Annotated in this window: 18 protein-coding genes; 13 read left to right on the plus strand and 5 right to left on the minus strand. The window is 73.7% G+C overall.

Annotated features, from left to right (window positions below; all coding sequences use genetic code 11):
- The first annotated feature begins 36 nt into the window (after window positions 1–36).
- From ACFQ79_RS19055 to ACFQ79_RS19070, 4 genes are all read left to right on the plus strand, one after another.
- The gene (locus ACFQ79_RS19055) at window positions 37–1416 is read left to right on the plus strand and encodes an MFS transporter (protein ID WP_383584862.1); all 1380 of its coding nucleotides are present in this window, start codon (window positions 37–39) and stop codon (window positions 1414–1416) included.
- 175 nt (window positions 1417–1591) lie between these two features.
- On the plus strand, window positions 1592–2074 hold the full coding sequence (locus ACFQ79_RS19060) for a DUF2771 domain-containing protein (RefSeq protein WP_383584864.1): 483 nt from the start codon (window positions 1592–1594) through the stop codon (window positions 2072–2074).
- A gap of 25 nt (window positions 2075–2099) precedes the next feature.
- On the plus strand, window positions 2100–2837 hold the full coding sequence (locus tag ACFQ79_RS19065; protein ID WP_383584953.1) for a futalosine hydrolase: 738 nt from the start codon (window positions 2100–2102) through the stop codon (window positions 2835–2837).
- Entirely contained in the window at window positions 2834–3688 is an 855-nt protein-coding gene (locus ACFQ79_RS19070; RefSeq protein WP_383584866.1) for a 1,4-dihydroxy-6-naphthoate synthase, read from the plus strand. The genes ACFQ79_RS19065 and ACFQ79_RS19070 overlap by 4 nt, the downstream gene beginning before the upstream one ends.
- Before the next feature lie 106 nt (window positions 3689–3794).
- On the opposite strand, the gene ACFQ79_RS19075 is transcribed toward ACFQ79_RS19070, so the two are convergent.
- Window positions 3795–4178, minus strand: a complete 384-nt coding sequence (locus ACFQ79_RS19075; RefSeq protein ID WP_030322122.1) for a cold-shock protein — start codon at window positions 4176–4178, stop codon at window positions 3795–3797.
- Between the two features lie 139 nt (window positions 4179–4317).
- Here ACFQ79_RS19075 and ACFQ79_RS19080 point away from each other — a divergent pair, with 139 nt between their 5' ends.
- Window positions 4318–4596 (plus strand): hypothetical protein, encoded by a 279-nt coding sequence (locus tag ACFQ79_RS19080; RefSeq protein ID WP_383584868.1) that lies wholly within the window; start codon window positions 4318–4320, stop codon window positions 4594–4596.
- A 9-nt stretch (window positions 4597–4605) separates the two neighbouring features.
- Here ACFQ79_RS19080 and ACFQ79_RS19085 read toward each other — a convergent pair whose 3' ends face one another.
- Window positions 4606–5247: an HAD family hydrolase gene (locus ACFQ79_RS19085; RefSeq protein ID WP_383584870.1), complete on the minus strand. Its 642-nt coding sequence runs from the start codon at window positions 5245–5247 to the stop codon at window positions 4606–4608.
- 119 nt (window positions 5248–5366) lie between these two features.
- Between ACFQ79_RS19085 and ACFQ79_RS19090 the strand changes: the two genes are divergently transcribed.
- Genes ACFQ79_RS19090 through ACFQ79_RS19100 form a run of 3 tightly spaced genes read left to right on the plus strand, consistent with a single transcriptional unit; the run spans window position 5367 to window position 8286 of the window.
- Window positions 5367–6371, plus strand: coding sequence for a FecCD family ABC transporter permease (locus tag ACFQ79_RS19090; RefSeq protein ID WP_383584872.1), 1005 nt, complete (start codon window positions 5367–5369; stop codon window positions 6369–6371).
- Window positions 6368–7456 carry a FecCD family ABC transporter permease gene (locus ACFQ79_RS19095; protein ID WP_383584874.1) on the plus strand — a complete coding sequence of 363 codons (1089 nt, stop codon included), beginning with the start codon at window positions 6368–6370 and terminating at the stop codon, window positions 7454–7456. Before ACFQ79_RS19090 ends, ACFQ79_RS19095 begins: the two co-directional genes overlap by 4 nt.
- The gene (locus tag ACFQ79_RS19100; protein WP_383584877.1) at window positions 7453–8286 is read left to right on the plus strand and encodes an ABC transporter ATP-binding protein; all 834 of its coding nucleotides are present in this window, start codon (window positions 7453–7455) and stop codon (window positions 8284–8286) included. The genes ACFQ79_RS19095 and ACFQ79_RS19100 overlap by 4 nt, the downstream gene beginning before the upstream one ends.
- Before the next feature lie 15 nt (window positions 8287–8301).
- Here the strand turns inward: ACFQ79_RS19100 and ACFQ79_RS19105 are convergent, their stop codons facing one another.
- A complete protein-coding gene (locus tag ACFQ79_RS19105) occupies window positions 8302–9411 on the minus strand; it encodes a hypothetical protein (protein ID WP_383584878.1) in 1110 nt (369 codons plus the stop codon).
- Between the two features lie 72 nt (window positions 9412–9483).
- On the opposite strand from ACFQ79_RS19105, the gene ACFQ79_RS19110 reads away from it, so the two are divergent.
- Together ACFQ79_RS19110 and ACFQ79_RS19115 are read left to right on the plus strand one after the other, a co-directional pair.
- Window positions 9484–12009, plus strand: a complete 2526-nt coding sequence (locus ACFQ79_RS19110; RefSeq protein WP_383584880.1) for a helicase C-terminal domain-containing protein — start codon at window positions 9484–9486, stop codon at window positions 12007–12009.
- Window positions 12010–12121: 112 nt separating this feature from the next.
- Window positions 12122–13762 carry a DNA repair helicase XPB gene (locus tag ACFQ79_RS19115; protein ID WP_030322109.1) on the plus strand — a complete coding sequence of 547 codons (1641 nt, stop codon included), beginning with the start codon at window positions 12122–12124 and terminating at the stop codon, window positions 13760–13762.
- A 23-nt stretch (window positions 13763–13785) separates the two neighbouring features.
- On the opposite strand, the gene ACFQ79_RS19120 is transcribed toward ACFQ79_RS19115, so the two are convergent.
- Window positions 13786–14121: a hypothetical protein gene (locus tag ACFQ79_RS19120; protein ID WP_383584882.1), complete on the minus strand. Its 336-nt coding sequence runs from the start codon at window positions 14119–14121 to the stop codon at window positions 13786–13788.
- A gap of 49 nt (window positions 14122–14170) precedes the next feature.
- Window positions 14171–14359 (minus strand): hypothetical protein, encoded by a 189-nt coding sequence (locus ACFQ79_RS19125; protein WP_383584885.1) that lies wholly within the window; start codon window positions 14357–14359, stop codon window positions 14171–14173.
- Between the two features lie 260 nt (window positions 14360–14619).
- Between ACFQ79_RS19125 and ACFQ79_RS19130 the strand changes: the two genes are divergently transcribed.
- The 3 genes from ACFQ79_RS19130 to ACFQ79_RS19140 all read left to right on the plus strand — a co-directional run bounded on the left by ACFQ79_RS19130 (window position 14620) and on the right by ACFQ79_RS19140 (window position 17736).
- A complete protein-coding gene (locus ACFQ79_RS19130) occupies window positions 14620–16647 on the plus strand; it encodes a HelD family protein (protein WP_383584955.1) in 2028 nt (675 codons plus the stop codon).
- The gene (locus ACFQ79_RS19135) at window positions 16644–17075 is read left to right on the plus strand and encodes a VOC family protein (RefSeq protein WP_383584888.1); all 432 of its coding nucleotides are present in this window, start codon (window positions 16644–16646) and stop codon (window positions 17073–17075) included. The genes ACFQ79_RS19130 and ACFQ79_RS19135 overlap by 4 nt, the downstream gene beginning before the upstream one ends.
- Before the next feature lie 88 nt (window positions 17076–17163).
- Entirely contained in the window at window positions 17164–17736 is a 573-nt protein-coding gene (locus ACFQ79_RS19140) for a dihydrofolate reductase family protein (protein ID WP_383584891.1), read from the plus strand.
- Window positions 17737–17741 lie beyond the last annotated feature (5 nt).

Raw genomic sequence — 17741 nt, forward strand, 5'->3', positions numbered from 1 at the left:
GGTTCGTCGGGCGCGCCCGTGGGGCACTATGACGGAGTGGCAGCCGCACGGTCCCCCGCACGATCCGAAGATCATGCCGGACCGCTCCGCCGAGCGGGCCGGAAGGTCGGCCGCGCCCTGCACCTGCCGTTCACGGGGACCGCGAAGGGCATCCGCAAGGCCACTCACGCCCATGGCGCGGGCGAGTCGGGGCTCGGGAAGCTGATCGAGCTGCACGCGGTGAACGGCGCCGGTGACGTCATGATCACCGTCGCCCTCGCGTCCACCGTCTTCTTCTCCGTCCCCACCGACGAGGCCCGTGGCCGCGTCGCCCTGTACCTCGCCGTCACGATGGCCCCCTTCACCCTGCTCGCCCCGGTGATCGGCCCGCTCCTCGACCGCATCCCGCACGGGCGGCGGGCCGCGATGGCCGGCGCGATGCTGACCCGGGCGGTCCTCGCGATCATGATGTCGGCGGCGGTCGTCACCGGCGGCGTCGAGCTGTATCCGGCGGCGCTCGGGGTGCTGGTGGCCTCGAAGGCGTACGGGGTGGTGCGCAGTGCCGTCGTGCCCCGGCTCCTGCCACCGAACTTCTCGCTGGTGAAGGCGAACTCCCGGGTCACCCTGGCGGGGCTGCTCGCGACCGGCATCGCCGCGCCCATCGGGGCGGGGCTCCAGGTGCTCGGGCCCCGCTATCCGCTGTACGGGGCGTGCGCGCTGTTCCTGCTCGGGGCGTTCTGGGCGCTGCGGATGCCGCCCAAGGTGGACTCGGCGAAGGGTGAGCGGCGGGCGCATCTGCTGACGCACGGCGAGCGGAAGCCGAGTCTGCGGACGGTGGGGCCTTCGGTCCTGCACGGCCTGCAGGCGAACGCGGCGCAGCGGATGCTGTCGGGTTTCCTGATCTTCTTCCTGGCGTTCCTGCTGCGCGAGCATCCGCTGTCGGGGCAGAGCGCCGCCGTCTCGCTGGGGATCGTGGGCGTGGCGGCCGGGGTGGGGAACGCGTGCGGTACGGCGATGGGCTCGCTCCTGCGGGACCGGGGGCACGGGCCGGAAGTGATCATCGCCACGATGATCAGCGTGGTCTGCGCCACGGCGATCTGTACGGCGATCTTCTTCGGCGGGCTGATGGTGGCCGTCCTGGGCGCGGTCGCGGGCCTCACCCAGGCGTTGTCGAAGCTGTCCCTGGACGCGCTGATCCAGCGTGACGTGCCGGAGGTCGTGCGGACGTCCGCGTTCGCGCGTTCCGAGACGGCGCTGCAGATGGCGTGGGTGGTGGGCGGCGGGATCGGCATCGCGCTGCCGCTGAACGGGACCCTGGGCATGGCCGTCGCGGCCGGGATCCTGGCCACGGGCGCGCTGCTGGCCGTACGGGGGCTGCTCGCGGAGGCGCGGCGGAGGCCGGGGCCGAAGGGGCGGTCGAAGACGCGGGTGGCGTAGGGATCGCGTACGCCGACTGCTCCGACGCCGCGCCGTCCCCGCTCACCTGGACGCTCCCGCGCCGCGCCGTCCCCGCTCACCTGGACGCTCCCGCGCCGCCCTCGTTCCGGTACCGGACAGCGGCACGCCGTACCCCCGCGTGGCGCGGGCGCGGCGGCCCGATAGCCTTCGGCTCATGACCGTTGCGTTCTTCTCCGGCTCGCGCCGCCGGGCCGCCGTCGCCCTCGGGGCCGTCTCCGCCGGGCTCCTCGTTCTCTCCGCCTGCGACAAGCCGACTCCGATCGCGACCGTGACGGTCGGGACCGACTCGGTCCACTCCGAGGCCGCCTGCTACAACGGCGGCGACGCCATCAAGGAGTCGCAGATCCAGCAGTGCCTCAACAAGAAGGCCGAGAAGTCCATCACCGTGGCGATGGACGACAAGATCCGCTTCGGGGTCGACCCCGAGATCGCGGACAACGGCTGGACCATCTTCCTCGGCGGCCAGCAGGCCGAGCCCGAGCCGTACAAGAAGACGTACCGGACCATTCCGGCCAGCGCCTTCTTCGCCGCCGGCCAGACCGGCGAGGCCCCTGACAACACCCAGGTGACCATCGTCGAGAACACCGGCAAGAAGCTGACCGGCATCTGGCACTTCCAGCTGAAGAAGGAATCCTGATCCTCCGGTGGTCCACCGGAGCCTGATCGTGACGGCCGTTGCGGCGGAGGCGGACTCCGTCTCCGCCGGCCTCGGCCTCGGCGCCCCCGAGCTGCTTCCGCTGCCGGGGGGTCTCGTCCTGCGTCGGCACACGGACGCGCCGGACGGTCGCGTCCTGGTCGACGTCCTCGTCGGCGGGGTCGGACCCGCCGCCGTCGCCGCCTCGACCGGGACCGCGCTGGCGTACGCGGCGCTCACCGGCGCCGGCACGCCTTACGGCCTCGTCGTCTCCGCCGGGATCGCCGGCGGGTTCCAGCCCCTCGCGCCCCTCGGGTTCGTCGTGGTCTCGTCGGCCGTCGTCGCCGCCGACCTCGGCGCCCAGACCCCCGACGGGTACCTCACCGTCGACGAGCTCGGCTTCGGGCGGTCCGTCCATCCCGTGCCGGAGGCCCTGACGGGCCGGATCGCCGCCGCCCTGGTGGCGGCCGGCCGGCCGCACACCGTCGGGCCCGTGCTGACCGTCTCCACCGTCACCGGCACCGCCGCCCGCGCCGCCGAGCTGGCCGGGCGCCATCCCGGAGCCGCGGCCGAGGCGATGGAGGGCTTCGGTGTCGCCGAGGCCGCCGCCGCGTACGGCGTGCCCGTGGTCGAGATCCGGGCCGTGTCGAACGCCGTCGGCCCCCGTGACCGCGCCGCCTGGCGCATCGGCGAGGCCCTGCACGCGCTCCGGCGCACGTCCGAGCTGCTCGGCAAGACCGTCTTCCTGGAGCTGGAGCCGTCGTGACCAAGCTGAAGATCGCCTACTCGCCCTGCCCGAACGACACCTTCGTCTTCGACGCCTGGGCCCACGGCCGTGTCCCGGACGCCCCGCGGCTCGACGTGACCTTCGCCGACATCGACGTCACCAACGGCTGGGCCGAGAGCGGCACCGACGGCCACGACATCCTCAAGGTGTCGTACGCCGTGCTGCCCTGGATCCTCGACGAGTACGCGCTGCTGCCCTGCGGCGGCGCCCTCGGCCGCGGCTGCGGGCCGCTCGTCCTCACCCGGGGGGACGCGACCGGCGCGGACCTCGCCGGGAAGACGGTCGCGGTGCCGAGCGAGCGTTCCACCGCGTATCTGCTGTTCCGGCTCTGGGCGGCGGAGCAGGTGCCGGGCGGGGTCGGGAACGTCGTCGTGATGCCGTTCCACGAGATCATGCCCGCCGTGCGCGACGGCAAGGTCGATGCCGGGCTCGTCATCCACGAGGCCCGTTTCACGTACCGGAACTACGGGCTGCACTGCCTCGCCGACATGGGCGAGCACTGGGAGTCCACGACCGGTCTGCCGATCCCGCTCGGCGCGATCGTCGCCCGCCGCTCCCTCGGTACGGAGACCCTGCGGCGGCTCGCCGACTCGGCCCGTACGTCGGTGCGGATGGCCTGGGACGACCCGGCGGCCTCCCGCCCGTACGTCATGGAGCACGCGCAGGAGATGGACCCGAAGGTCGCCGACCAGCACATCGGGCTCTACGTCAACGAGTTCACGGCCGACCTCGGCGAGCACGGGTACGCGGCGGTCCGCGGGCTGCTCACCCGCGCCGCGGCCGAGGGACTCGTACCGCCCCTCGGCCCGGACGCGCTCGCCTTCCCGTAGCCGGGACCACGACCGCCGGACGGAGTCCGGAAGCCGCCCGAAGCCTGCGAGGGGGGCACCCCCAGCCGCAGGGCTGGGGGGGACGGAGCGAGGGCGGCCGGGAGCGTCAGACGTCCAGCTGGTCCGCGACCGCGCGCAGCAGGCCCGCGATCTTGGCGCCCTGCGTCTTGTCGGGGTAGCGGCCGCGCTCCAGCATCGGCGTGATGTTCTCCAGGAGCGTCGTCAGGTCCTGCACGATGGACGCCAGTTCGTCGGGCTTACGGCGCTGCGCCGCGGCGACGGAGGGCGTCGGGTCGAGGATCGTGACGGACAGTGCCTGGTCGCCGCGCTGGCCTGCGACGACTCCGAACTCGACCCGCTGCCCCGGCTTCAGTGCGTCGACTCCGGCAGGGAGCACCGACGAGTGGACGAAGACGTCGCCGCCGTCGTCGCGGGAGAGAAAGCCGAAGCCCTTCTCGCTGTTGAACCATTTGACCTTGCCGGTAGGCACGTCTGTCCTCGTCCTCGTCCTCGTCGGGGGATAGCAAACAGCGGGTCGACCGACCCGCCGGGCACCAGGCTAATGGTCCGGAGGCCGGTGACAAGACGTCGCCGATGTGTTCCTTCGGCCTGGGAACTACCCTGGCCGGATGCGTAGTGAAACCCCTGCCGCACAGGCGAACGACAGCGCTCCGGGTGACGGCCTCGTCAAGGCCGGTGTCATCCTCTTCGCCATCGGCGCGGTGGCGACGCTGGTCACCGTGGCTCCGCTGTTCCTGGGGACGGACCCGTTCCCCACGGTGGCGTACACCGTCTCCATGCTCATGGGCGTCGGATTCGCCGTCGCCGCCGCCGGGGTGCTGCGCTCGATCGCGGCTCAGCGGCGGCAGGCGCGGGAGGGCGCGACCACGGCCGTTCGGGCCGGATAGCGCGCCCGTTCAGGCCAGGTACCCCTCCCACCAGGCGCGGAAGTCCGTCAGGTCGGTGAGGACGACGTCGGCGCCGGCCTCCGCCAGTTCCTCGGGGGCGCAGGGGCCGGTGGCGACGGCCACCGAGAGGGCGCCGGCCGTGGCGGCGCCGCGGACGTCGCCGATGTGGTCGCCGACGTACACCTGGGCGCCGTGGGCGCGCAGGGCCTCGGCCTTGCCCTCGGCCCACAGGCCGCCGACGAGCGCGTCCGGCTCGATGCCGAGGTGGGCGAGGTGCAGGGCGGCGTGCGGGCCGTTCTTCGCGGTGACGACGATGGTGCGGCCGCCCGCTTCGCGTACGGCCCGGATCGCGTCCCTCGCGCCCGGCATGGGCGCCGAGGGCTCGATCGCGTACGCCGGGTAGAGCGCGCGGTAGCGGGCCACCATCTCGGTGACCCGGTCCGCGGGCACCCAGTGGGCCATCTCGTGCTCCAGGGGCGGGCCGAGGCGGTTGACGACGAGGTCCGCGTCGACGGGGACGCCGGACTCGGCGGAGAACGCCTCCCAGGCGGCCTTGATGCCGGGGCGGGTGTCGATCAGCGTCAGGTCGAGGTCGAAGCCGACGGTGAGCGGGGCGGGGGCGGTGTCCGTGGAGGGCGTCATACCGCCCATTCTCGGGGACCCTTCCGGGGGACCTACGGCCCGGGTGTTCGGATATGGCTGCTGCTTACACTGAGCCAAGCCTCACCAAACCCGCACCGCCCGCTCCCCGCACCACCCGATGGGTCCCGATGCCAGCCGCTTTCCGTTCCAGACGGGTCCTCGCGACCTCGGCGGCTCTCGTCGCCCTGCTCCTCGCCGTGCTCCTGAGCCTCGCCGTCGGTGCCCGGCCCATCGCCCCGTCCACGGTGTTCGACGCCCTGCTGCACGGCGGTACGAGCCCCGACGCCGAGGTCGTACGGCAGCTCCGGGTGCCCAGGACCCTCATCGGCCTGATGGTCGGCGCGGCGCTCGCGCTCGCCGGTACCGCCCTCCAGGGCATCACCCGCAACCCGATCGCCGACCCCGGCATCCTCGGCATCAGCCAGGGCTCCTCGGTCGGCGTCGTCCTCGCCATCGCCTTCTTCGGGGTGCACTCGCTCACCGGGTACGTGTGGTTCGCCTTCGCCGGCGCCGCACTCGCCGCGGTCGCCGTCCACGCGATCGCGTCCAGCGGGCGCGGCGGGGCGACGCCGGTGAAGCTGGCGCTCGGCGGGGCCGCGATCAACGCGCTGCTGCTCTCCGTCACCACCGGCATCCTCACCACCAGGGCCTCCGCGCTCGACGAGTTCCGGTTCTGGCAGATCGGCTCCCTCGACGGGCGCGACGCCCAGATCGTCGGCCAGATCTGGCCCTTCCTGCTGCTCGGCGCGGTCCTCGTCGTCTCCGTGGCCCGCGGGCTCGACGCGCTCGCGCTCGGCGAGGACGTCGCCAAGGGGCTCGGGCAGCGGGTCGCGACCGTGCGGATCGTCGGCGGGATCGGCGCGACCGTCCTCACCGGCGCGGGGGTCGCCGCGGCCGGGCCCGTCGCCTTCGTCGGCCTCGCCGTCCCGCACATCGCGCGGGCCGTCGTCGGCTCCGACCACCGGTGGGTGCTGCCGATGGCCGCGGTCATCGGGCCGGTGATGCTCCTGACGGCGGACGTCGCCGGCCGGATCGTGTTCCCGCCGGGCGAGGTGCCGGCCGGGGTGATGACGGCGCTGATCGGGGTGCCGTTCCTGGTGACACTCGTCCGCCGGAAGGCGGTGGCGGCATGAGCACCCTCTCCCCCGTCCGTCCCGCGAAGGGCACGCCGCGGCCCGCCGGATACGGGCTCGTGCGCGCCGGCGGCGCCTCGTTCCTGGTGCACCGGCGGTCCGCCTTCGTCACCGTGGGCCTGCTGCTGCTCCTGGTCGCGGCCTCCGTCGCGTACCTCTGCGTCGGTGAGCGGTTCGTCGCCCCCTCCGAGGTCGTACGCATCCTCCTCGGGGAGTCGTCGCCCTCGGCGTTCGTCGTGGCGGAGCTGCGGGAGCCGCGGCTCGTCGTCGCCCTCGCCGTCGGCGCCGCGTTCGGGGTGGCGGGCGCGCTGATCCAGACCGTGGCCCGCAATCCGCTGGCCAGCCCCGACATCATCGGCATCAGCCAGGGCGCGGGGGCGGTCACCGTCGCCTCGATGACCTTCGGGCTCACCTCGTACACCGTGCTGCCGTACCTCTCGATCGCCGGCGGCGTGCTCGCCGCGGCGCTCGTGTACGTCTTCGCGTGGCGCGGCGGGCTGCACGCGACGCGGTTCGTCCTCATCGGCATCGGGTTCGCGATCGCCCTGCGGTCGCTCACGACCCTCTTCATGACCAAGGGCGACTTCCTCGTCGCCCAGCAGGCCCAGATCTGGATGACCGGCTCGCTCAACGGGCGCGGCTGGGACGAGTCCGCGCCGATCCGCTGGACGCTGCTGCTCATGCTGCCCGCCGTGCTGTGGGCGGCCCGCGCGCAGCGGACCGTCTCCCTCGACGACGACACGGCGACGGCGCTCGGCGTACGGCTCGGGCGGGTCCGGCTGGGGCTCGTCGTGGTGGGGGTCGTGCTCGCGTCCGTGGCGACGGGCGTCGCGGGCCCGGTCGACTTCGTGGCGCTGCTCGCGCCGCAGATCGCCCGGCGGATGACCCGTACCGCGCAGATCCCGCTGCTCGCCTCGGCGCTGACCGGCGCCGCGGTCGTCGTCCTCGCCGACCTGCTCGGCCGGCGGCTCCTGTCGCCCGTCGAGCTTCCGGTGGGCGTCCTCACGGCGGCCGTCGGCGCCCCGTACCTGATCTGGCTCATCGTCCGGAGCCGTACCGCAGCATCCGCAGGAGGCAAGGCGTGAGCAGGCTGACCGCGCGCGAGCTGACGCTCGCCTACGAGGACCGCACCGTCGTCCACGAGCTCGACCTGGCGATCCCCGACGGCAGGGTGACCGTGATCGTCGGCCCCAACGCCTGCGGCAAGTCGACCACCCTCCGGGCGCTCGGCCGGCTCCTGAAGCCGGCGGGCGGCGCGGTCCTCCTCGACGGGGAGGAGCTGGCGAAGCTGCCGACGAAGCGGATCGCCCGCTCGATCGGGCTGCTTCCGCAGACGCCGGTCGCGCCGGAGGCGATCACCGTCGCCGACCTGGTGTCACGCGGCCGCCAGCCGCACCAGGCCTGGTGGAGGCAGTGGTCGGAGGAGGACGAGCGGGCGGTCGTCGAGGCGATGGACCGCACGGACGTGGCCGCGCTCGCCGACCGTTCGGTGGACGAGCTGTCGGGCGGGCAGCGGCAGCGGGTGTGGATCGCGATGGCCCTCGCCCAGGAGACGGACCTGCTGCTCCTCGACGAGCCCACCACCTATCTGGACATCTCCCACCAGGTGGAGGTCCTCGATCTGGTCCGCCGCCTCAACCGGCTGCGCGGCCGCACCGTCGTCCTCGTCCTGCACGACCTGAACCAGGCGGCCCGGTACGCCGACCACCTGATCGCCATGAAGGCGGGCCGGGTGGTGGCGGAGGGGCCGCCGGGGGAGATCGTGACGGAGGAGCTCGTACGGGACGTCTTCGGGCTCGCGTCGGTCGTGGTCCCGGACCCGGTGACGGGGTCGCCGCTGGTGGTGCCGGGGGCGCCGTGGCACGCGGACGCGGATGCGGATCTGGAGGACGACGCCGAGGTTGCGGCGGGCTGAGCCGAGCCCGCCCGGTCAGTGCCTCCTGGCCCTCCACAGCAGGAACAGGGCCGACGCGACCGCCGCGCCGCGGAGGACCCAGGGCCAGGTCTCCGAGATCGCCGCGCCCATCGCCTCGCCGCCCGCGGCCACCGGCTCGCCCCAGCGGCCCTCCACCCGGCCCCACAGCCAGGCCATGCCGGACGCGGCGGCGAGGCCCGGGATCACCAGGACGGCACCCTTGACCTCGCCGGGGGTCAGCCGGCGCGAGGCGTACGCGATGAGCCAGCCGGCCGCCAGGGCGACGAGGGAGCCGAAGAGCGCGCCGCCGAGCAGGAGGAGCGCGGCGAGCAGGACGAAGGGGCTGGCGAGCCGGAGCCGGGAGGCCGGGGCGGCCCCGGGCTCCGCGTCCACGTCCGGCTCGGCCTCGGGGGCCGTCCGCCCGCGGCGGAGGACCCGGGCGAGACGGCGGCGCTTCCCGGGGGACGGGGCCGGTTCGTCCGCGCCGCCCTCGCCGTCCTCGTTCTCGTACGCGTCCTCGTCCTCGTCGTCCTCCGCGACGGGTTCCTTGAAGAGGTCCGGTCGCTCGACCCCGCCCACGAAGCCGGGGAGGCCGTCGGCGGCGTCGACCTGCCACCAGTCCGTGCCGGAACCGGCGAGGCCCAGGGCGTCGGAAGTGTCGGTGAGCGGGGCGTCCGGGGCCGGAGCCGGCTTCGGCACCGCCACCGGGGCCGCTCCCTCGCGGGAGCGGCGGCTGCCCGGCACCCACCCGAGTCGCCTGCCCTCCCGACCGCCCTCCTCCTTGCCCGTGCGCCCTTCCGCGCGGGGCTTCGGCACGGGCTTGCTCACCGGCTTCCTCGCCGGCTTCTTCGCCGCCGGAGCCGGAGCCCGCGTCGGCGCCGACGGCGACGCCGCGCCCGGGCCCTCCGCCCGTTCCACCACCTCGTCCGGGGTTCCCAGCGCGCCGAGGATGCCCCGTATCGCCGCCGGGCTCTCCTCGCCGTGCGTGGCGCGGCGGCGGTCGATCTCGTCGCGGAGGGTGGACACCAGCCGCATCCGGTCGCTCGCCGGCAGCTGGCGCTGCTGGGCCAGATCGCCGACCCGGCTCAGATAGTCGTAGACCAACTGGTCGCTCTCGATCCCCACGGTGCCCCTCCACGGCCGGTTCGCCCGGTACGGCCCGACGTTAGCGCCTGCGCAGCGGCTAACGTGGTCCGGATGGGGATCGGTGAGCTCGACCGGGAGGCGCACGTGCCCGAGGTAACTGGCGCCGCCACGGCGCCCCGCACACTCGCCGAGGCGCTGCGCGCGCGGGGCGACGAGGGGATCGCCGCGCTGCTGCGGGCCCGGCCCGATCTGTTGAGTCCCGTGCCGAACGATCTGACGCAGCTGGCGACGCGCGCCGGGACGCGGGGTTCGGTGGTGCGGGCCCTGGAGCGGCTCGACCGGTTCGCCCTCCAGACGGCCGAAGCGCTCGCGGTGGCTCAGGACCCGGCACCGTACCCCGTACTCCTGGGGCTGCTCACCGGCGACGAGGGCGATCCGGAGATCGAGGCGGCGCTGCCCGGTGCGGTGGCGCTGCTGCGCGAGCAGGCGCTGGTGTGGGGCGAGGACGACCGGCTGCGGCTGGTGCGGACGGCGCGGGAGCTGCTCGCGCCGTCGGCGCAGCATCCGTCGCCGACGGGTCTCGGGCCGACGGTGGCCGAGGCGACGTCGGGGATGTCGCCGGGCCGGGTGCAGGAGATCATCGCGGCGGCGGGGCTGCCGACGACGCACGATCCGGTGTCGGCGGTGGCGGCGCTGACCGGGCTGTTCACGGACCGGGACCGGATGGGGGCGCTGCTCGACACGGCGTCGCCGGACGCGTTGTCCGTGCTCGACCGGCTGGTGTGGGGTCCGCCGTACGGCGAGGTGACGGCGAAGCCGGCGGCTCCGGTGCAGTGGCTGCGCGACCATGGCCTGCTGCTTCCGGTGTCGGCGCGGACGATGGTGCTGCCGCGTGAGGTGGCGCTGCATCTGCGGGGCGGGCGGGCGCACCGGGCACCGGAGCCGGTGGCGCCGGAGCCGGGGGTGCTGCGGGAGTACCGCCCGCAGGTGGTGGACAGTGCGGCGGCCGGGCAGGCGCAGCTCGCGCTCGCGACGGTCGAGGAGCTGCTGAAGTCCTGGGACCGGGGCGGGCCTCCGGTGCTGCGGGCGGGCGGTCTGTCCGTACGGGATCTCAAGCGGACGGCGGCGGCGCTCGACGTCTCGGAGGAGACGGCGGCGTTCTGGCTGGAGCTCTGTCACGGGGCGGGACTGCTCGCGGCGGACGGTGAGGCGGACGAGCGGTACGCGCCGACGCCCGCGTACGACGACTGGCTCGACCTGCCGCCGGCCGAGCGCTGGGCCCGGCTGGTCACGCCGTGGCTGACGGCGACCCGGACGCCGGGGGTGACCGGCGGTCAGGACACCAAGGGCCGGACGCTGTCGGTGCTCGGCCCGGATCTGGACCGGTCGCCCGCGCCGGAGGTACGGCACCGGGTGCTCGGGCTGCTCGCGACGCTGCCGCCGGGTTCGGCGGCGGAGCCGGAGTCGCTGTTCGCGCGGCTGCGGTGGGAGCGGCCGCTGCGGGGGGCGTCCGCCGCGGAGGAGGGCGGCGACCTGCGGTCGCGGCTGGCCCGCTGGGCGCTGGCGGAGGCGGAGCTCCTGGGGCTCACGGGGCGGGGTGCCCTGTCGGGTCCGGCCCGTGCGCTGCTGAACCTTCCGCTGGCGGAGGCGGCGCCCGCCGGGGCGCTGGGCGGGGGTGTGGAACTGTCGGTGGCGGCGGGTCGGGCGGCGACGCTCCTGGCCCCGCTCCTGCCGGAGGCGGTCGACCACGTCCTCCTGCAGGCGGACCTGACGGCGGTGGCGCCGGGGCCGCTGCGGCGGCCGCTCGCCGACGCGCTCGCCGTGCTCGCGGACGTGGAATCGAAGGGTGGCGCGACGGTCTACCGGTTCACGCCCGGGTCCGTACGGCGCGCGCTCGACTCCGGGCAGACCGCGACCGACCTGCACGAGTTCCTCAAGGCGCACGCGCGGACGCCGGTCCCGCAGCCGCTCGCGTATCTGATCGACGACGTGGCGAGACGCCACGGGCATCTGCGGGTCGGGGCGGCGTCGGCGTACGTGCGCTGCGACGACGACACGGTGCTGGGCGAGATCCTCGCGGACCGCCGCTCGTCGTCCCTCGGCCTGCGGCGGCTCGCGCCGACGGTGCTCGCGGCGCAGACGGACCCGACGTCGCTGCTCGACGGGCTGCGGTCGATGGGGTACGCGCCGGCGGCCGAGTCGACGACGGGCGACGTCCTGATCACCCGGGCGGACGCGTACCGCACGGGCGCGCGTACGGCCCCGGTGCCGGTTCCGGACGGTCCGCCGACCCCTGACACGACGCTGCTCGGCGCGGCGGTCAAGGCGATCCGCGCGGGCGACCGGGCGGCGACGGCGGTCCGCAAGGAACCGACGGCGGCCCCGACCGCGGCGGGCGCCCTGCCGCGCACCTCGGCGGCCGAGACGCTGGCGACGGTCCAGGCGGCGGCGATGACGGGTTCGGCGGTCTGGATCGGCTACGTGAACGCGGAGGGCGGTGCGAGCCAGCGGGTGATCGCCCCGGTGCGGGTGGAGGGCGGCTTCGTGACGGCCTACGACCACACGGCCGACGAGGTCCGCACCTACCCTCTGCACCGGATCACGGGCGTGGCGGAACTGGCGGACGACCAGGTGTGACGGGGCGCGGCCGGGCGGCCGCGCCGCGGGCCTTCGCAGCATTCACCCCGGTCAGGCACACTGGAGGATTGGCCGTTACGGGAACGGCAGGGTGTCGGAAGGACCTGATCACGTGAATGGACCGCTCATCGTCCAGAGTGACAAGACGCTGCTTCTGGAGGTCGATCACGAGCTCGCCGATGCCTGTCGGCGGGCCATCGCGCCGTTCGCCGAGCTGGAGCGGGCTCCCGAGCACATTCACACGTACCGGCTGACGCCCCTCGGGCTGTGGAACGCGCGGGCCGCCGGCCACGACGCCGAGCAGGTCGTCGACGCGCTCGTCGAGTACTCGCGCTATCCCGTCCCGCACGCGCTGCTCGTCGACATCGCCGAGACGATGGCCCGCTACGGGCGCCTCACGCTGTCCAAGCACCCGACGCACGGACTGGTGCTGACCAGCACCGACCGGCCCGTGCTCGAGGAGATCCTGCGGTCGCGGAAGGTGCAGCCGCTCGTCGGGGAGCGGATCGACCCCGACACCGTCGTCGTGCACCCCTCCGAGCGCGGGCAGATCAAGCAGACGCTGCTGAAGCTGGGCTGGCCCGCCGAGGACCTCGCCGGGTACGTCGACGGCGAGGCCCACCGGATCGACCTCGCCGAGGACGGCTGGGCCCTGCGGCCGTACCAGAAGCAGGCCGTCGAGGGCTTCTGGCACGGCGGCTCCGGGGTCGTCGTCCTGCCCTGCGGCGCCGGGAAGACGCTGGTCGGGGCGGGTGCCATGGCGCAGGCCAAGGCGACCACGCTCATTCTCGTCACCAACACCGTCTCCGCCCGCCAGTGGAAGCACGAGCTGGTCAAGCGGACCTCGCTCACCGAGGACGAGATCGGCGAGTACAGCGGTACGAAGAAGGAGATCCGGCCGGTCACCATCGCCACGTACCAGGTGCTCACGACCAAGCGGAAGGGGATCTATCCCCACCTGGAGCTGTTCGACTCCCGCGACTGGGGGCTGATCGTCTACGACGAGGTGCACCTGCTTCCCGCGCCCGTCTTCAAGTTCACCGCCGATCTCCAGGCCCGCCGACGCCTCGGACTCACCGCCACCCTGGTCCGCGAGGACGGCCGCGAGTCCGACGTCTTCTCGCTCATCGGGCCCAAGCGGTTCGACGCGCCGTGGAAGGAGATCGAGGCACAGGGCTACATCGCGCCCGCCGACTGCGTCGAGGTCCGGGTGAACCTGACCGACTCCGAGCGGCTCGCCTACGCCACCGCCGAGGCCGAGGAGAAGTACCGCTTCTGTGCCACGACCGCGACGAAGCGGAAGGTGACCGAGGCCCTCGTGAAGAAGTTCGAGGGGCAGCAGATCCTCGTCATCGGGCAGTACATCGACCAGCTCGACGAGCTCGGCGAGCACCTGGACGCGCCCGTCATCAAGGGCGAGACGCCGAACGCGCAGCGCGAGAAGCTCTTCGACGCCTTCCGGACCGGCGAGATCAGCGTGCTCGTCGTGTCGAAGGTCGCGAACTTCTCCATCGACCTGCCCGAGGCGACCGTCGCCATCCAGGTGTCCGGCACCTTCGGCTCCCGCCAGGAGGAGGCACAGCGCCTCGGCCGGGTGCTCCGGCCGAAGTCCGACGGCCACCAGGCGCACTTCTACTCGGTGGTCGCCCGCGACACCATCGACCAGGACTTCGCCGCCCACCGGCAGCGGTTCCTCGCCGAGCAGGGGTACGCGTACCGGATCGTCGACGCCGACGAGCTGCTCGCGCCGTAGGGGCGGGCGGTGGGCCGCTGCGCTCAGTCCATCAGCGCGAGGAGCGGGCCGGCGGCCCCCAGGCAGTACTGGGCGGTGACGAGCGCGCGGCGTGGCACGGCGAGGGCCGCCACGCCCGCGACGGCTCCGAGGGCCAGGGACCAGAACCCCGCGGCGACGAGGACGCCGCCGGAGCCGTCGCCCTCGACGGCGTCACGGAGGGTGATCATCGCGGTGAACACCAGGCAGGCGAGGAGGAAGAGCAGTCCGCAGGCGGCTGCGAGGCGCAGGCCGAAGGTGTAGGGGGCGGTCGTGTCCGGACCCGGACCCGGGCCCGTGTCCGGGTCCGTGTCCGTGTCCGTGGAGGGCGGCGTCGTCATGAGGCGATCACATCAGCGGGCGGTCCCGTGGCGGCAGACGTTCTCGTACTCAGTCGGGGCCGGGGGCGTACTCAGGGCGCGGGTTCCTGACGCCTGCCCCGGGCGGGCCGTAGTCGCCCAGGAGGACGACGCCGGCCGCGGCGCCGCCGAAGGCGCGTATCGCGCGCAGGGCCGTGTCGAGGGGGCGGACCCGGGGGCGGGTCACGGTGGTCACGAGGGTGAAGGTCGTCGCGGTCATGTCTCCATGATGGAATCCGGACATTCATGACACATCGGCCTGGGGGGTGAACCGGGCCGGTGACGGTCTCCGACGTGAGGCGGACCCCGTCCCCTACGGGGTGGAGAAGGGTGAAAACCGTTCGCCCCCGGCCCCGCACAGGAGTTACACTCGCCAGCTTCCCCGCCTCCCTCCGTGGAGAGCAGCCGCCCGGTCGGTAACCGGCGGCCACTCGACGTGTCCGTGTACTTCTCCCCGGAGGCTCCGCCGTGTCCGTGTCCGTGCCCGTTTCCGACGATCCCCTCGCGCGCGAGCGGGCCCATCTGACCTCCTCCCGCGCCGCCCTGCGCGCGATGCGCGAGGACGTGGAGGCGCTCGACATCAAGGACGTCACCGCGAACTGGGTGAACTCGCTGGTGCTCGGGCGGCAGATCGAGGACCGGATCAAGGCGCTCGCGGACCTGTCCCACACCCCGCTGTTCTTCGGGCGGCTGGACTACCTGCACACCACGCAGGAGGGGCAGCGCTTCTACATCGGGCGGCGGCACGTGCACGACGCCGACGGCGACCCGATGGTGATCGACTGGCGTGCGCCGGTCTCGCAGCCGTACTACCAGGCGTCGAAGAAGGACCCGCAGGACGTCGGGCTGCGCCGGCGCTTCGGGTACACGGGCGGCGAGCTCACCGCGTACGAGGACGAGCACCTCTCCGACCCCGAGGAGCTCGAACGGACCAGCCGGCTGCTCCAGGCCGAGATCGAGCGGCCCCGCGTCGGCCCCATGCGGGACATCGTCGCCACCATCCAGCCCGAGCAGGACGGGATCGTCCGTTCCGACCTCTCCGGGACCGTGTGCGTGCAGGGAGGGCCCGGGACCGGTAAGACCGCCGTCGGTCTGCACCGTGTCGCCTATCTGCTGTACGCGCACCGGGAGCGGCTGGCCCGGACCGGGACGCTGGTCATCGGGCCCAACCGGTCCTTCCTCCACTACATCGAGCAGGTCCTGCCCGCACTGGGCGAGTTGGAGGTCAAGCAGGCCACCGTCGACGATCTCGTCGGCGGGCAGGTCGAGGTGCGGGGCACGGACGAGGCCGCCACCGCCGTCGTCAAGGGCGACGCCCGGATGGCGGAGCTGCTGCGGCGCGCGGTGCGTTCGCACGTGGCGCTGCCCAAGGAGTCCCTCATGGTGGTGCGCGGCTCGCGCCGCTGGCGGGTGCCCGCGTACGAACTGGAGGAGATCGTCCGGGAGTTGCAGGACCGCGACATCCGGTACGGGGCCGCCCGCGAGGCGCTGCCGCAGCGGATCGCGCACTCGGTCCTGGTGCGGATGGAGGAGGCAGGCGAGGCGCCCGACGACCGGGTGCAGAACGCCGTCGCGCGCAACACGGCCGTGAAGGCGGTCGTGAAGGAGTGCTGGCCGCTGGTGGAGCCCGCGAAGCTGGTGCTCCGGCTGCTCGGCGACGCGGAGTTCCTGGCGGAGCACGCGGAGGGGCTGTTCACCGAGGACGAGCAGAAGCTGCTGCTCTGGGCGAAGCCCGCCCGGAGCGTGAAGACGGCGAAGTGGTCGGCGGCGGACGCGGTCCTCGTCGACGAGGCGCGGGACCTGGTGGAGCGGACGCACTCGCTCGGCCACGTCGTCCTCGACGAGGCGCAGGACCTGTCCCCGATGCAGTACCGGGCGGTGGGCCGGCGCTGCACGACCGGCTCGGCGACCATCCTCGGCGACCTCGCGCAGGGCACCACGCCGTGGGCGACGGCGAGCTGGGCGGAGGCGCTCGGGCACCTGGGGAAGCCGGAGGCGGTGGTGGAGGAGCTGACCGCCGGTTTCCGCGTGCCGCGTGAGGTCATCGCGTACGCCTCGCGGCTCCTTCCGCACATGTCGCCGGGGCTCGCGCCCGTGGAGTCGGTGCGGGAGAACCCGGGTTCGCTGGACGTACGGCACACGGACGCGCTCGACCGGGACGTCGTCGCGGCCTGCGTCGAGGCGCTGGGCCACGACGGCTCCATCGGGCTGATCGCCGCCGACGCGCGGATCGCCCCGCTCGCGGAGGCGCTGACGGCCGCCGGGCTCGCTTACCTCGCCCCCGGCGAGGAGACCACGGCCGAGTCCCGGCTGACGCTGGTCCCGGCCTCGCTCGCGAAGGGCCTGGAGTACGACTACGTGGTCCTGGACGAGCCCGCGGCCGTCGTCGACGGCGAACCGGACGAGCGGACCGGTCTGCGCCGGCTGTACGTGGCGCTGACCCGCGCCGTGTCCGGGCTGACGGTCCTTCACTCCGCGCCGGTTCCGCCCCAGTTGGAGCAGGCGTGAGCCGACCCGGCGCGCCGCATCACATCGAGGTGTGGGTGGGGGACCTGGCGGTGGCCGAGGCCGGCTTCGGCTGGCTCCTCGGCGCCCTCGGGTACGAGCCCTTCCAGCGCTGGGAGGGCGGTCGCAGCTGGGCGCTCGGCTCCTTCTACCTCGTCCTCGAGGAGTCCCCGGCCCGCACGTCGGACCGGCACGACCGGCTGCGGCCCGGCCTGAACCATCTCGCCTTCCACGCCGGCGACCGGGCCGCCGTCGACGCGCTCGTCGCCGCGGCGCCGTCGCACGGCTGGCGGCTGCTGTTCGCGGACCGTCATCCGTACGCGGGAGGCGAGGGCGTCTACGCGGCCTACCTGGAGAACGCCGACGGGTTCGAGGTGGAACTCGTCGCCGCGCCGGAGGGCGACGCGGGACGATCGGCCGACGGCCGATGAGTTTCTTCGGGCGCGCCGGTCTATAGGTTGTACTCGCTGCTGAGCGCCAGGGCTGAGCAGTCGTCATGAATCTTGCGGGAGAACCCAGATGCGCACTCTGATCAGCTCCGTCTTCGTCTCGCTCGACGGTGTCGTGGAGGCCCCCGGCGGCGAGCCCGGCTACCGGAACTCGGGCTGGACCTTCAAGGACGTGGAGTTCGTTCCGGAGGCGTACGCGCTCAAGGCCCAGGAGCAGGAGGAGGCCGGCGCGATGCTGCTCGGCCGGGCCAGCTACGAGGCGTTCAGCGCCGTGTGGCCCGACATGCAGGACTTCGCCCGCTACAAGACGCTGCCGAAGTACGTCGTGTCCACGACCCTCACCGAGGACGACCTGGTCGACAACTGGGGCGAGACCACGATCCTGCGCTCGCTCGACGAGGTCGCCGCGCTGAAGGAGTCCGAGGGCGGCCCGATCATCATGCACGGCAGCGCCACGCTGGGGCGTGCGCTGTCGGACGCCGGCCTGATCGACCGGTACCACCTGCTCGTCTTCCCGCTGCTGCTCGGCGCGGGCAAGCGGCTCTTCAGCCAGACGGACAAGGACGCGCAGAAGCTGAAGCTCGTCGAGCACGAGGCGTACTCCAACGGCATCCAGAAGAACGTCTTCGACGTCGTCCGCTAGGCGTC

The organism is Streptomyces sp. NPDC056480 (assembly GCF_042795405.1).
Taxonomy (GTDB): domain Bacteria; phylum Actinomycetota; class Actinomycetes; order Streptomycetales; family Streptomycetaceae; genus Streptomyces.

Coding starts and splice junctions, on each gene's coding strand:
- ACFQ79_RS19060 (WP_383584864.1), top strand. CDS start 1,592: ATGACCGTTGCGTTCTTCTCCGGCTCGCGCCGCCGGGCCGCCGTCGCC.
- ACFQ79_RS19080 (WP_383584868.1), top strand. CDS start 4,318: ATGCGTAGTGAAACCCCTGCCGCACAGGCGAACGACAGCGCTCCGGGT.
- ACFQ79_RS19085 (WP_383584870.1), bottom strand. CDS start 5,247: ATGGGCGGTATGACGCCCTCCACGGACACCGCCCCCGCCCCGCTCACC.
- ACFQ79_RS19090 (WP_383584872.1), top strand. CDS start 5,367: ATGCCAGCCGCTTTCCGTTCCAGACGGGTCCTCGCGACCTCGGCGGCT.
- ACFQ79_RS19095 (WP_383584874.1), top strand. CDS start 6,368: ATGAGCACCCTCTCCCCCGTCCGTCCCGCGAAGGGCACGCCGCGGCCC.
- ACFQ79_RS19110 (WP_383584880.1), top strand. CDS start 9,484: ATGGGGATCGGTGAGCTCGACCGGGAGGCGCACGTGCCCGAGGTAACT.
- ACFQ79_RS19120 (WP_383584882.1), bottom strand. CDS start 14,121: ATGACGACGCCGCCCTCCACGGACACGGACACGGACCCGGACACGGGC.
- ACFQ79_RS19125 (WP_383584885.1), bottom strand. CDS start 14,359: ATGACCGCGACGACCTTCACCCTCGTGACCACCGTGACCCGCCCCCGG.
- ACFQ79_RS19140 (WP_383584891.1), top strand. CDS start 17,164: ATGCGCACTCTGATCAGCTCCGTCTTCGTCTCGCTCGACGGTGTCGTG.